10 protein-coding genes and 1 tRNA gene are annotated in these 13648 nt (G+C 67.0%); 3 read left to right on the top strand and 8 right to left on the bottom strand.

Going from position 1 to position 13648, the window contains the following annotated elements; genetic code table 11:
* Positions 1-61: 61 nt before the first annotated feature.
* A complete protein-coding gene (locus B0T44_RS13010) occupies positions 62-1429 on the bottom strand; it encodes an FHA domain-containing protein (RefSeq protein ID WP_077116106.1) in 1368 nt (455 codons plus the stop codon).
* A gap of 247 nt (positions 1430-1676) precedes the next feature.
* Here B0T44_RS13010 and B0T44_RS13005 point away from each other — a divergent pair.
* Together B0T44_RS13005 and B0T44_RS13000 are read left to right on the top strand one after the other, a co-directional pair.
* Positions 1677-1759: transfer RNA gene (locus B0T44_RS13005), tRNA-Leu, on the top strand.
* A 129-nt stretch (positions 1760-1888) separates the two neighbouring features.
* Positions 1889-2656 (top strand): SDR family NAD(P)-dependent oxidoreductase, encoded by a 768-nt coding sequence (locus tag B0T44_RS13000; RefSeq protein ID WP_077116108.1) that lies wholly within the window; start codon positions 1889-1891, stop codon positions 2654-2656.
* Here B0T44_RS13000 and B0T44_RS12995 read toward each other — a convergent pair.
* Positions 2649-3293: a class I SAM-dependent methyltransferase gene (locus B0T44_RS12995; protein ID WP_077116109.1), complete on the bottom strand. Its 645-nt coding sequence runs from the start codon at positions 3291-3293 to the stop codon at positions 2649-2651. The genes B0T44_RS13000 and B0T44_RS12995 overlap by 8 nt on opposite strands.
* A 1072-nt stretch (positions 3294-4365) precedes the next feature.
* Complete coding sequence (locus tag B0T44_RS12990; protein WP_077116110.1) at positions 4366-5349, bottom strand: stage II sporulation protein M; 984 nt, start codon at positions 5347-5349, stop codon at positions 4366-4368.
* Positions 5350-5391: 42 nt separating this feature from the next.
* Between B0T44_RS12990 and B0T44_RS12985 the strand changes: the two genes are divergently transcribed.
* Positions 5392-6192 (top strand): RDD family protein, encoded by an 801-nt coding sequence (locus B0T44_RS12985; RefSeq protein ID WP_077116112.1) that lies wholly within the window; start codon positions 5392-5394, stop codon positions 6190-6192.
* A 216-nt stretch (positions 6193-6408) separates the two neighbouring features.
* Here B0T44_RS12985 and B0T44_RS12980 read toward each other — a convergent pair whose 3' ends face one another.
* The 5 genes from B0T44_RS12980 to B0T44_RS12955 form a co-directional block, all read right to left on the bottom strand.
* Positions 6409-7704, bottom strand: a complete 1296-nt coding sequence (locus B0T44_RS12980; RefSeq protein ID WP_077116114.1) for a DUF58 domain-containing protein — start codon at positions 7702-7704, stop codon at positions 6409-6411.
* 3 nt (positions 7705-7707) lie between these two features.
* Positions 7708-8697: an AAA family ATPase gene (locus tag B0T44_RS12975; RefSeq protein ID WP_077116115.1), complete on the bottom strand. Its 990-nt coding sequence runs from the start codon at positions 8695-8697 to the stop codon at positions 7708-7710.
* Positions 8694-9740: a DUF4129 domain-containing protein gene (locus tag B0T44_RS12970; RefSeq protein WP_077116117.1), complete on the bottom strand. Its 1047-nt coding sequence runs from the start codon at positions 9738-9740 to the stop codon at positions 8694-8696. The genes B0T44_RS12975 and B0T44_RS12970 overlap by 4 nt, the downstream gene beginning before the upstream one ends.
* On the bottom strand, positions 9737-10621 hold the full coding sequence (locus tag B0T44_RS12965; protein ID WP_245839418.1) for a hypothetical protein: 885 nt from the start codon (positions 10619-10621) through the stop codon (positions 9737-9739). Before B0T44_RS12965 ends, B0T44_RS12970 begins: the two co-directional genes overlap by 4 nt.
* A gap of 602 nt (positions 10622-11223) precedes the next feature.
* Entirely contained in the window at positions 11224-12846 is a 1623-nt protein-coding gene (locus tag B0T44_RS12955; protein WP_077116119.1) for a DUF4407 domain-containing protein, read from the bottom strand.
* Positions 12847-13648: the final 802 nt, after the last annotated feature.

Below are 13648 nucleotides of genomic sequence, written 5' to 3'. Positions count from 1 at the left end.
TCACGGCAAGACCGTCCTTTTCTGGCGATCTTCCCGTGATCCGCACCGCGAGCTTACGGGATCAGACGATACGGATGAGGATCTCGGAATGCCCGGCGCGGATCACATCACCGTCGGCGAGCTGCCAATCCTGCACCGGCGAGCCGTTGACCAGGGTGCCGTTGGTGGACCCGAGATCCGACAGCATCGCGGTCTGGCCGTCCCAGCGCACCTCGATATGCCGACGCGAGACACCGGTGTCGGGCAGCCGGAAATGGGCGTCCTGGCCGCGGCCGATGATGTTGCTGCCTTCGCGTAGCTGGTAGGTGCGGCCGCTGCCGTCGTCCAGTTGCAGGGTGGCCGAGAAGCTGGAACCCGCCGCGGACCCGGGGGCGTAACCACCCGCGGAGTATCCGCCGGGTGCGCCGTAGCCGGGCTGTGGATCGTAACCCTGCTGCCCCTGGTAGCCCGGATCGTCGGCGTATCCGCCCTGATCGCCGTAGCCGGGCTGGCCGTAGCCGCCCTGGCCTGGCTGGCCGTAGCCTTGGTCGTAACCCTGCTGGCCATAGCCCTGGTCGTAGCCTGGCTGGCCGTAGCCTTGGTCGTAGCCTGGCTGGCCGTAGCCTTGGTCGTAACCCTGCTGGCCATAGCCCTGGTCGTAACCCTGCTGGCCGTAGCCGCCCTGGCCCGGCTGGCCGTAGCCCTGGTCCGGGTAGCCGCCCGGCTGGCCGTAGCCCTGATCGGGGTAGCCGCCCTGTTGGCCGCCGTACCCCTGGTCGTAGTTCTGATAGTCGCCGTAGCCCTGTGATTCGGGTGTCCGGTAGTCGGCGCCGCCTCCGTAGGGCGCGCCGGCCGCGCCGGCCGCGCCGGCTTGGCCGTAGTCCTCTGGGTACGCGCCGTTCTGCGGCCCACGTCCGGGTGGGGGAGCGTACCCGCGGTGACGTGGATCGGACTCCGCGTGCTCACGGCTCGGGTCGTACCCAGAGTTCTGCGTCATGGGGCCAGCTCCTGGTTGCGGGTTTGCGGGTCGTTGTGGCGGGGGTTCCGGGCGGCGAGCTGCGCTAGCTCTACGGCCGACGTCGGGATCGACCCGGCCGCTCGTCCTGAACTGTCCGGTGTGCAGCGTAGGGGATGCCTCGAAGACCACGTGTACTTCGCCGTAGGTCTGCCATCCTTGGTCACGGATGTAATCCTGCAGATGTTTGGCAAAAGCGCGTGTGGTGAGGTCGTGATCGGCGTCCAATTGCCGATGATCCGACGAGTTGATCGTGATCACATAGCTGTTGGGTGCGAGCAGATGCCCGCCGCCGAGATCCTGGATGTGATCGGCGGCCTCGCGCTGCAGCGCCGCCTCCACCTCCTGAGGTACGACGTTCCCGCCGAAGACCCGAGCGAACACATCACCGACGGCGCCTTGCAGGCGTCGTTCGAATCGCGAAACGATGCCCATCAGGGCCCTCCCTTCGGTGAGACGTCTCCTCTTTCGCAACGACGGCACGCAAACCTGGCGTGTCGTTCTACGAGCACGTTCCCTGCATGATATCCACGATCGGCTACACCTGTAACTACCGGAAACGCCCATGAGTTCCCTGTTGTGTTCCCTGGTGCGCGGCGCGACGACCAGGACCGACGCAGTTTGCCCCGCCCCGCGATTTCACCTTGCGCCCACCTCCGTGATACTGTCTCTCCCGTCGCTCGGGCGAGTGGCGGAATGGCAGACGCGCTGGCTTCAGGTGCCAGTGTCCTTCGGGACGTGGGGGTTCAAGTCCCCCTTCGCCCACAGATGAATGCGGAAAAGCCGCGGACCGGTCTCATGGTCTGCGGCTTTTCTCATATCCATGTCTTTCGCCACTGTGATTTGTCACCGAACCGGGTTGACGGCAAATAAGAACCTGTTCTAATTCAAGGCATGCGCAGATATGACGGCCGACGGGTAGTGGTGACAGGTGCGGGATCGGGTATCGGCCAGGGAATCGCCCTGCGGCTGCTCGACGAAGGGGCACAGCTGGTCGCCGCCGATATCGATGAAACCGCGCTGGCGACGACCGCCGAGAAGGCCGGTGCCGCTGCCGAACGCCTGCACCCCGTCGGTGTGAATATCGCCGACCCGGAATCGGTGCGCCATGCCGCCGCCACCGCGCTCGAAAAACTCGGCGGGCTCGATGTGCTGGTCAATGCCGCAGGCATTCTGCGTCCCGGGCGTACCCATGAGATGCCGCTCGAGGTGTGGAACCAGGTGATCACGGTGAACCTCACCGGCACCTTCCTGGTCACCCAAGCGCTGCTGCCCGCGCTGGTGGAATCCGGGCGCGGCGTGGTGGTGAACCTGTCGTCGACGTCGGCGTTCAGCGCGTCGCCGTATCTGGCCGCTTACGCCGCGTCCAAGGGCGGGGTCAACGCCTTCACCCACGCGATCGCGCTGGAGTACGCCAAACAGGGGCTGCGGGCGGTGAACATCGTGCCCGCGGGTATCACCAGCGGTATCACCACCAAATCCATCGCCGACCTGCCGGAGGGCGCCGACGGCAGCCTGTTCGCCAGGATGGTCGGCTGGCTCGACGGCGGCGCGCTCGGTTCGCCCGAAGACATCGCGGGCGCGGTAGCGATGGTCGCTTCCGACGAGGGGCGCTACATCACCGGCACCGAGATCAGGATCGACGGCGGCACGCTCATGTAGCCGAGGGCCGGGCCACCAGCAGGTGATGCGGTATCGGCTGCTGATCCAGCTTTCGCTGCTCGACGTGGAAACCAGCTCGCTCCAGCGCCGCGACGACCTCGCCGACCGGCCGCAGGATGAACCCGTAAGGCGTAAATGGGGCTTTCGCCATGACGTCCGGGTCGCCGATACCGACGACCAACCGTCCGTTCGGGCGCAGCACCCGGGCCAGCTCGGCACAGGCGGCGTCGAGGTCGGGCACGAAGTACACCGTGTTCACGGTGATCGCTGCGTCGAGGGTGGCATCCGGCAGCGGCAGGTCGGTGAGCGAGCCTTCCGTAAGTTGTAACCGCCCGCCGTTCACCTCACGCGCGAATACCTTCCTGGCGCGGGCGAGCATATCGGCGGACAGCTCGATCCCGTGCACGACACCTGCGGGGTCGGCTTGCTCGAGCAGCATCGACAAGCCCGCGCCGCCGCCGAACCCGATATCCGCGACTGCTTGGGCGCCGCCGTCGACGGCGGCGTCGACCGCACCGGCGATGGCGCGCGCATTGCCGCGGTTGAGTATCCGGACGACGCCCTTGCCGAGCAGGCCGTGCGGATGACCGAGTTGACCGGCCAGAGCCGACAGCACACGCGAGCGCAGACCATTCATGCGGTAAATCCTAAAGTCTGCACGCGAACACTTCCGGCGCGTGGAACCGGGTGTATCGCAAGGGATAGGTTCGCGCCCTGACGGTGGGAGAGACGGTCACCGTGTGTGTTTTCGCCGGCTGTGCTCATCGGCTGCGGATCCGGTGTCGGGGTTGTCGGAGTCCGGCGTTGGCGTCATCACTTATCGCCTGCCCGCGGACGAACAAGTACCGGACAGCTTTTCGGCCGCGCCGGGCGGCCGAGTAGCAGCTGAGCTGAGGCCGGTTCCTCGCTGACTTGTTCGCCCCTGCGAACCTCGACCGATGATCCACTGCCTGGTCCGCGAGTGGAAAGCTGCTACTGGGCACCGACATATGAGTGCTTCCTCGGGCTGGCCAAGCGCTGCCAATGCCCGTTTCGGGCCGCTCTATTACCCATATGAGGTGAAGATCACACATCGATTTTCGGTTGCGGTCGTGCTGCTGACGGATGCTGGCTTGTACCGATGGTCGGTGGGGCGCTGTAGCAGGTTGGAGACCCGGTTAACTGTGTATTGGTACATCAAGAACGGCCTATTCGGGTTCTAGCCTCGTTTGTGCCGTAATAAACAAACTTTGAGTATTTTTTGTCAGGGTGATCGGCCGGTTACCTTTCGGTATTGCAAGAAAAGACCTGGTGGAGGCCGTGATTATGCAAGTTGATCCATTCGCGGTGGCGGTGTAGCTAATCGATCTTGGAGTGTGGGTGACGGCGGGTAGGAGATGTGCCTGTGACCTCGGAGGACGCCATGCAATTGCAAATGAAAGGAACATTTGCACGGGCTGTGGGGCCGCTGAGAGTTAGCTGACAGGAGGCAAACATGAGGCTGAGTGTGGGTTTGCCGGTGGGATGCTCATTCGTTTACTTAGTGGTCGCGGGGGTTGCGTGAGGATAACGATTGTGTAGAGTCGACGGTAACGCTGGCCGCAGCTGAGCAGCGACTCGTTGCGGCCAGCGGAACTCAAATGGGGGTCCTCACCAGTCATCCGGTTCGTAGCGTTGCTACCGCTCACCGATAGCCCGTTCGCCGGGGTGCGCTCGAGATTGCTTATTAGTTACCTGAGCGAGACCGGCTCTGTGTCCGAACCGAGATCCTGTTCGAGCGCCGCCCGTCGACCCACGCCGAACACATAACTGAGAAAAACCACCTCGGCGAACACACCGATCCCGACCCGCAGCGGCGTCGGCAACGAACTCGGCGTCACGAAACCCTCCAGCAGACCGGCCACCAACAACACCGCCACCAAACCCAGCGCAATGGCCGCCGCCGCCCTGCCCTGCCTGGCCACTGCTGCCAACCGGCTCGACCGCCCCGGGTCGACCAGCGTCCAGCCCAGCTTCAACCCGGCCCCGCCGGCAACGAACACTGCGGTCAGCTCCAACATCCCGTGCGGCAGGATGAACCCGAAAAAAGCGTCGAGCCGCCCCGCGTCGGCCATCAAACCGGCCGAAACACCGACATTGAGCGCGTTCATGAACAGCACATACAGTGCGGGCAGAAGCAACACCCCGGTGAACAGCGCGATCGCCGACACCCACGCATTATTGGTCCACACTCTGGCCGCGAACGCGTCCGAGGGATGTTCGGAGTAGTAGGTCTCGAACGTGCCGCCCGGCGCGGTCAATGCACCGGTATCGCGCGGTATCCCGAGAACCTCACGTGCGGAATCCGATTCGTTCATCCAGCCGGCCAGCACCGCACCGATCAGGACGAACACCGCGCCCACCGCGACCCACCACGGCCACACCCGATACACCGCGGCCGGAAAACGATGGGAGAAAAACCGCCACACCTCGGTCCATGTGTCGGTCCGGGTGCCGAGCACCCGGCCCCGCGCCCGCGTCAACAATGCGCTGAGACCGAGCACCAGCTCCGGTTCGGGGCTGCGCGTCTGTAATCGGGCCAGCTGCTGCGACGTCCGCCGATACAGCGCGACCAGTTCGTCGGCCTCGCTGCCGGTGAGTTTCCGCTTACGAGACAGGAAATCGAGCCGATTCCACGCCTGCCGATGCGCATAGCTGTACGCGTCCACGTCCATACGGTTGCCTCCCGCTCCCGGCCTGGGAAGAATGCTAACGACATGGCTGAATTCACGACTGGCGAAGCGGTTGCGCTGCAACTGCCGGTCGCGCGGCTGCCGACCCGGGTGGCGGCCTTCCTGATCGACCTTCTCGTGCAACTCGGCCTCGGCTGGGCGCTCATGTCCAGTCTCGCCTACCTGCTGTTGCTCAGCGACGCCGAGTCGGTCTGGTTCGCCACCGCCGGGCTCGTCTGCCTCGTCACCGTGCTGGTCGGCTACCCGGTCGCCACCGAAACCCTGAGTCGCGGCCGCACCTTCGGCAAGCTGCTGATCGGCCTGCGGGTGGTGCGTGCCGACGGCGGACCTGTCGACTTCCGGCACTGCCTCACCCGCGGCCTGGCAGGCGCGATCGTGGACTTCTGGATGCTCGGCGGGTTCGGCGCGATCGCGATGATCACCTCGCTGTGTTCCCCGAACGCCAGGCGGGTCGGTGATGTGCTCGCAGGCACCGTGGTGGTCCACGCGCAACAGCAGCTGCCGACGCCTGCGCTGGCCGTCCCACCGCCGTGGCTGGCCGACTGGTCGGCCCGCCTGGATCTGGCTGCGCTTCCGGAAGACCTCGCGCTGGCCATCCGCCAGTACCTCACCCGGCACCGCATCATGACCCCCGCCGCACAACACGATATCGGCACGGCGCTCGTCAACGCGGTCTGCGCCAGCCTGGGTGCCATCGCCCCCGCTTATCCGCCGGTGCAGATCCTCGGCAGCATCACCGCGGAGCGCCAGCGGCGAGCGTTGGCAGTAGTACAGCCCGGCCTGCCTCAGCTCGCCGGACCGCCCGGAGTGTTGGTCGCATATTGACCCCTCCCTCCCTGAAGGGGCCCGCCCTCGCGAACCTGGTTTCGATCCAGCCGGAGTATCCACTTCACGGGGCCGGTGGCAAACCGAACGAAACCCGGCGCAGGCAAGCCCGGACGATGGATGAGGACCGACGGCTGATGGCGATGCGGCGGCAGGAGCGCAATCGGCTCGGGTTCACGGTTCGACTGTGCCGGGAATAGCGCCACTCTGTGGGCACTACATCGTGCCGGATCGTTTCAGTTCCAAGTATTCGTCGGCCAATGCCTCGGGCAGCTGGTCCGGGGCCGCGGCCACCACCGCGAGACCGTGGCGGCGCAATGATTCCTGCACCAGTGCATGCTCGGCGATACGCGATTCGGCGGCCGCTGCCCGGTAGATATCGGTGAGCGAGTCGCGGCGAAGCGCCGCGGCCGCCACCTCGGGATCGGTGACCGAAACCAGCAGCACGCGGTGGCGGCGCGCGAGCACGGGCAGTACCGGCAGCAGATTCTCCTCGACCGCAGCGCCGTCGAGACTGGTGAACCAGACGACGAGGCTGCGGCGGCGAGCGCGCTGGATCGTGGCGCGCACCAGACCCGCGGAATCGGTGTCGACCAGGGCGGGGACGACACCGGCCATCGCGTGCATCAGCCTCGGCTGCAATGCTTTCCCACCCGCGCCCCGCACCTCGGCGCGCACGCCGCGGTCATAGGCAAGCAGGTCCACCGAATCGCCTGCTGCGGCGGCCAGCCCGCCGAGCAGCAGAGCCGCTTCGATCGAGGCATCCAGGCGGGTACCGTCGCCGACCCGGCCCGCGCTGATCCGGCCCGTGTCGAGCAGCATGAGCAGGTGCCGGTTGCGTTCCGGACGCCAGGTGCGCACCAGTACATCGTTGGCTCGCGCGGTCGCGCGCCAGTCGATCGCCCGCACATCGTCGCCCGGTACGTATTCGCGGAACGAATCGAACTCGGTGCCTTGACCGCGCATATCCGCGATATTGCGGCCCTCCAGATGCTGTAGCTGCTTCGCCTTCGACACAAGCAGTCGTTCACTGCGGAAAGGCGGCAGCGCCCGCACCCGCGCGGGAACCGTCCGCCGCGTCTGTCTGCCTGCCAGACCGAGTGGGCCGAGCAGACGCAGCGTGACCGGGCCCGCGCTCCGGTCGCCGCGCAGGCTCGGGGTCAGGGTGGTCCGGAAACGAGCGCGGGTGCCGGGAGCCAGTTCGAGGCGGTGCCCATGCTGTTCGGCGCGTGTGCTGTCCGGCCAGTCGTCCCACAGCAGCCCGCGTACCCGGCGATCACCGCCGTTGGTCACCACCAGTTCGATAGTGACGGGGCGGTCGAGCCGGACGACGGTGAGCGGGTCCCTGGCCAACGTCAGGTCCCCGGCACGCCCCGCCGCGGCCAGATCCAGCGCGGCCGCGACGAGCAACACGCAGTTCGCCATGAGCACGCCGAGCCACGACGGCGCCAGCACAGCGACCAGCACCGCCGCCACCGCCGCCACGGCGGCCAACCGACCGGTGACGACCACGGCCTACACCGGTACCGGGACCGACAGCAGCAACGACGAGACGACGTTTTCACCGGTCACCCCGTCCAGTTCCGCTTCTGGCCGCAGTTGCACCCGGTGTCGCAACACCGCGATCGCGACCGTCTTCACATCGTCGGGTGTGACGAACCCGCGCCCGTTCAGCCAGGCCAGCGCCCGGGACGCCGCCATGAGCGCGGTCGCGCCCCGGGTGGACGCACCGTGCTGTACCGCGGCCGCGGCCCTGGTCGCTCGGCATAGATCGACGATGTAGGCGAGCACCTCGGGCCGGATGGTGACTTCGGCGATCGCGCTGCGCCCCGCGGCGATATGCGCCGGCCCCGCGACAGGACGCAGACCGGCCGCGTTCAGATCACGTGGATCGAACCCGGCGGCGTGCCGCTGCAGAACGCGGAATTCGTCGTCCCGGCCGGGCAGCTGGATATCGATCTTGAACAGGAAACGATCCAACTGCGCCTCCGGTAGCGGATAGGTGCCCTCCTGCTCGATCGGGTTCTGGGTGGCGATCACCAGGAAGGGGTCGGGTAGCGGCCGGGGCTGTCCGTCCACCGAAACCTGCCGCTCCTCCATCGACTCCAGCAGGGCCGATTGGGTTTTCGGCGGAGTGCGGTTTATTTCGTCGGCCAACAGCAGATTGGTGAAGACCGGGCCCTGCCGGAAAGTGAACTCGGCCGAATGCGGGTCGTAGATCTGGGAACCGGTGACATCGGCGGGCATCAGGTCCGGGGTGAACTGGACCCGAGCGTGTTCCAGATCGAGCGCGGTGGCCAGCGCGCGCACCAGCAGGGTCTTCGCGACACCGGGTACCCCTTCCAGCAGGACGTGTCCGCGGCACAACAGGGCGAGCACCAGGTACATCACCGCATTGTCGTTACCGACCACCGCCTTGCCGATCTCGTCGCGCAGCGCGGTGAACGCGGCAGTCGCCGCCGCATCGGGGGCGGGGCGGTTCTTGCTGGTGTCAATGCTGGTCATCCGATCTCCGCTTCGATCCATTCCAGTTGTAGGGCCACAGTTTCCAGGGTTATGGCGTCGGGCACGGGCCCGTAGAGCGCGGCACCGACCACGTTCGGGTCGGCCCGGATCCGGTTCGCGACCTCGGCCACCATCCGGTCTGGTGGGGTGGCGGCGGAGAGGCCGAGCACCGGACGCAGCCTGCGCAGTGTGGCGGCACGCAACTTGGCGGCGGTGTGTTCGTGATCGCCGGATTTACGGTAGAGCGCGGCTTGGCCTGCCAACAGTTCGTTCGCCGCGACCTCGACCGGGCGCGGTTCGGCGACCAAGGCACCGCGGCGGCGCGCCCGCCACCACACCAGCAGTATGGCGGCGATCAGGAACTGCAGGCCGCCGAAGGAGACCGGGGCGGGCAGCCTGTCGAAGATCGAATCGGAACCGGGGCCGGGGTCCAGGTCGGGCCGTTCGCCACTGCCCTTCGGATAGTCCGGCGGCACCTGCGGCGGTTTCGGTGGCGGCGGGGTGCTCGGCGCGCCACAGGACTGCAGTACCGCCCACAGCAGCAACGCGATCAACGCGACGGCGGCGACGGTGGCCCAGAACCGGGGATCGCGCAGCAGCCCAGGCCACGAGAAACCCACGCGCCCGGTGCGCCGGGCCGCTGTACCCGTCTCGACTTCCACCGGCTCGATACCCTGCGGCGGTGCGGCGACGGAGAACTGGTCGGCGTGCAGCAGCCGCAGGTATTCGTCCTCGGCTGCTCGGCGTCCGCCGTAAACCACCTCGTCGAAACTAGTGGCGGCAGGCCAGAAAGCACTGCCCTGCTGCGGCGGTAGCGCGTCGCCTGCCTCACCTGCGGTCTCGCGTGCCGTGCGCGAGCGCCGCACTTCGAGTACGCCGCGCTGTTCCAGGCCGCGCAGGACAGCCCGGAATTGCTCACGCAGCGCGGTATCGAAATCGCGCTGCTCGGCGGCTTGTTCGGCTGCCGCGCGATGGTCGGCGGCGGCGCCGAGCGTGGGGATTCCCGGGGGCGGCGAATGTGCTCCGGGGTCGCGGTCGGTCATCGTCGCACCCCGGTTTGCGCTGTGGCAGGGACGGCTATATCGAAGCCTTCCCGTCGGCAACGCAGGTTGATGTAGCAGACGACACGGCTTGCGGCCTCGACGATTTCGCAGAAAGCGACGATCAGCAGTACTGCCGAAGTCAGCAGGACGATGAACGGCCAGCGGTGCGTTCCGGTCACATCGCTGACGAAGATGACGACGCCGAGCAACGGTGCGAGCAGCAGCCCGAACAGCATCCGCTGGTACAGCCACAACCCGGTGGTCGGCCATTCCATACCCGCGGCGAGCAGTTTCGCGCGCGCGACCGCGAACCGATGGCTGCCGCCTTCGGCGAACAGCACCGGCACCGCGACGAACCGCTTCGCGCGCAACCATCCCAGCCACACCAGCGCCGCCGGGAAGCTGATGATCAGCAGACTGCCGAATCCGAGGACACCGACTCCCACCAGGGTGAACAGCAACTGGAATATCAGCAGCGGCGCGGCATGGGCGCCGAGCCGAGCCAGCGCCGTCTGCAGACCGATCGGTGTTGCCCCGGTACGCGCCAACCCGACCGCGACGGTCACCCCGCGTAACAGGAACCGGACCAACCAGGCACAACACAGTGTGGACACACCGACCGCCCACGCCGTACCCGAGTCCGAACCATCGGTCAGCCCGGACACTGCCGCGGTCACCCCGACCACGATCAGCTCAGCGGCGAGCAGCGTCACCGCACCGAACCCGGCGAGCCGGGCGATATCGGCCTGGATCAACGCGAACGGTGTATCGAGCAGTTCCCGGAAGGTCATCGGGCGGACCGGCACCGTCGTTCCGGGTTTTCCCGGCACCGGATCGTCTCCCGCCCCGACGGCGCCGGCCGCATCGGCGGCTGGCAGCACGCGGCCGAGTCTATCCGGTGCGCGGGTTGTTGCCAGTGCTGTCGACACATATCTCGGGGGCGATATGTGTGGTGATTTCTTCGGCGACCTGCGCGAAGGCGAGATGGTTTCGAGCGGCAGTTGCTCGACCGCCCTGGGGCCAGTTGTTGCCGCGCCCTTCCAGGCGCAGGTAAGAGTCGATCAGGAGCGTTGTATTGCTCCCCTGCGCAACGTATGGTCACCGCGACCATCGCGTTGACCGCCGGGCTAATCGGGCCCACACTGCCGGCGCCGAAAGCGCTGCACGGCTCATCGGGGGCCATTGTCGCGGCCAGGTCTGACGCCTTTCGGATAGCCCGCCCTCGTTCGTTACGCGTTGTGGCCGCGCCGATACCGACGAACGCAGTCTCCTGGTCGGCTGCTCGGTGGGCCAACCCACGGAACCGGGCCAGGACGATGCGGCGGAGATCGACGGTGAAGAACACCAGCATCGCCGCTTCGGGGACGGGCCCTCGGCGATCATGTGCAGGACTACCGTGCCCGCCTCGGTCCTGGCTGCAACCGCAGCCGGGCGACGATGTGCTCTTGTGCCCGGGCGCGGGACGGACGGGTAGTGCTCGTATCTACCTGTTGTGTGTGTCCACCTCGGTGTAGTCGGCTTCGATGACCGTCGGGACGGCATGCTCGGCGCTTCCGGTGGTGACCGGTTGCCGCTCGACGGTATCGCCTGCCAGCGCGCGGGTGCCGGATGCGGCGGCGAGCTTCCTGCTCTTGCGCAGGGTGAAGGTGATTTCTTCGGCCTCGTCGAGCGCTTGCTGCGCGAGGCGCAGTGGCAGGGTCGCGGTGTTGACGGCGGTCGTGACGAAGGAGGGAACCAGCGGCCCGATCCAGCGGACGGCGGTATCGGTGAACGGCACCGCCCCGATCAGCGGGAGTTCCAGACCACGCGGTGGAGCTGGTTTCGTCCTGCTGATATCGGGGCTGTTGCCTGCGGGGAGCGCTTTCGGAGTGGCGGGGGCGGGCAGTTCGGCGGCAGTGTTGCCGTCGTGCCGGTCCCGGACAGCGTCCGGGACCGAATCTGCGGTGGTGATGAGAGGTTCGACAACGCCGATTTCGAGGCCACCGATGGCTGCGATGACCCGGGTGCGCTGCCGTTCACGATCGATCGCGGTATCGGCCGCGGCGGCCAGCCGGGCGGAAGCGAGTTGTTGTTCTGCGCGCAGGGTTTCGGTTTCGGTTCGCATTTGCGCCTGGGTGACCGCGATCGCCGTGTCGGCGCCGAGATCTGCTCGGTCCTGTACCGCGCGGGCGGCCCGGCGCCGGTCGAGCGAGGTTTCGCCGCGCCACCAGCGCAGGATCAGCGGCAGCAGCGCAAGCAGCAGGAACAGCGCGGTACCGAGCAGGCGCAGGGCAAGGGCACCCCGGTCCGCCCCGGTGTGTTCGTTCATCGCCGTCCAGCGGGCGCCGAGCCCCCGGTCGCCGTGCGCGAACGCCGCGGTTTCGGCATCGCTCAACTGTCGGCGCCCGTCGGCGATCCGCTGGTCGAGCGGGGCGATGCGGGTCTCGGCGGCGGCCAGTCGCGCGCGAGCGTCGTCGAGCATCGCGTTCGCGGCCTGTGATTCAGGTCCGCGGCCGGGAACGCCGGTGATCTTGGTCTGTGGGCACAGCGGGGTCGGGTTGTATTCGCAGCGGGCGACGATCAGCGCACTATCGATATCGGACCTGGCCGCGGCAATGGTCCCGGTGAGCGCGGCGCGCTCGGCACGGGCCCGGTCCAATTCGCTGCGGGCGGCGCGCACATCGGCAGCTGTCGAGGCGGCGGTGGCAGCGCGTTCGTCCAACAGTCGGTCGATGGCGTCGTCGAATACCGCGGTCGCGGCCGTTTCGGCAAGCAGCACGCCGATCAGTACAGCGACCGAGATCCGGCCGACGGTGGCAGGAAGGTTGGGGGTGCCTGCGGGTCGATCGAGCCGTGCGGTGCTTTCGGCGCCGGCCATGGCGCGCCCGATGAGCCCGGTGACCAGCCCGGCGGTCAGCGCGATGGCCGCGGTGACCAGTGGCATTGTTGCTGGTGCTGCCGGGGCTTTCTCGGATAGGGCCAGCGCGGTCGCGGTGACGGCAGCCGCCACCAGGGCGGTCGACGCGACGCCCGCGCCGGTGACGGCATAGCCGGTTCGCTCGTGCCGGTCGTCGAGTTCGGCGGGCTGGCCTCCGCCGAGCCAGATGAACATGCCGGTGACGGTCATGGGGATCCCACATCCTCTACGTCCCAGAAGCCCAGGGCGGGTGACAGTCCTGGCGCATGGCAGCACCGGATCGGAGCCTATTCGCCGTTGGCGCAGGGAAAGTCACCTGATTCGCGTCACAGCGTGACAGGCAGCGACCCGACACACCGAACACGGCCGCAAGTATGTGACCAGCGTCACAATATGCGTTATCGGGGTGATGTTCGCAACCGTGAACCATGCGGCGACTCAAGGAAATCGAGGCTCGGAAAGGTGTGCCGAAAACCACAGTAGGCCGGTTTGCTGTAAGTGTGCCGGAATGCACAATGAGTAAAACAGGCCGAACGGTCGGCTCGCATTCCATGCTTGTCACAACCCTGTCACGAACATCTCACGCCCGCGCGCGGCAACGTAGCCGCGACTCGATGTGTTTGCCCGGCACCGGGCGGGGGAAATCATCTTCGATGCAGGTGAGCGTGGGTCTCGGAACGCAACGAAGCCTTCCGGAACAGCCCGGCCCGCGTACTGTCACCGCCGCGCGGCGGCTGATTCGGGATCGATCCACGGCCGCACGCTGCTTTACACTAGACAACGCGCATACGTGGAGGACCGAATGAAGAAGCCCAGCTCCGCCTGGTTATTAGCCGAACCTTAGTTGGTCGGCCTCGGAACCTGACTTATCGTTTGCTCTTACGCCGAACACGACAAAAGTCGGTGAGAATCGCGTGCCCTGGAAATAACCGGGAGCCGTGCCCGGCCTAGCGGGACAGACCCCGCGCGAAAGCCGGGAACGTGTAGAAGGCAGGGACGTGTAAACGTTCCG

The organism is Nocardia donostiensis (assembly GCF_002081715.1).
Taxonomy (GTDB): Bacteria; Actinomycetota; Actinomycetes; order Mycobacteriales; family Mycobacteriaceae; genus Nocardia; species Nocardia donostiensis.
The sequence above is the reverse complement of the archived record's forward strand: the minus strand, read 5'-3'. Positions and strand labels throughout refer to the sequence as shown.

Bases quoted from the DNA above. Each gene is read 5' to 3' on its own strand.
- B0T44_RS12995 (WP_077116109.1), bottom strand. From the start codon at position 3,293: ATGAATGGTCTGCGCTCGCGTGTGCTGTCGGCTCTGGCCGGTCAACTC.
- B0T44_RS12970 (WP_077116117.1), bottom strand. From the start codon at position 9,740: ATGACCGACCGCGACCCCGGAGCACATTCGCCGCCCCCGGGAATCCCC.
- B0T44_RS12985 (WP_077116112.1), top strand. From the start codon at position 5,392: ATGGCTGAATTCACGACTGGCGAAGCGGTTGCGCTGCAACTGCCGGTC.
- B0T44_RS13000 (WP_077116108.1), top strand. From the start codon at position 1,889: ATGCGCAGATATGACGGCCGACGGGTAGTGGTGACAGGTGCGGGATCG.
- B0T44_RS12955 (WP_077116119.1), bottom strand. From the start codon at position 12,846: ATGACCGTCACCGGCATGTTCATCTGGCTCGGCGGAGGCCAGCCCGCC.
- B0T44_RS13010 (WP_077116106.1), bottom strand. From the start codon at position 1,429: ATGGGCATCGTTTCGCGATTCGAACGACGCCTGCAAGGCGCCGTCGGT.
- B0T44_RS12975 (WP_077116115.1), bottom strand. From the start codon at position 8,697: ATGACCAGCATTGACACCAGCAAGAACCGCCCCGCCCCCGATGCGGCG.
- B0T44_RS12990 (WP_077116110.1), bottom strand. From the start codon at position 5,349: ATGGACGTGGACGCGTACAGCTATGCGCATCGGCAGGCGTGGAATCGG.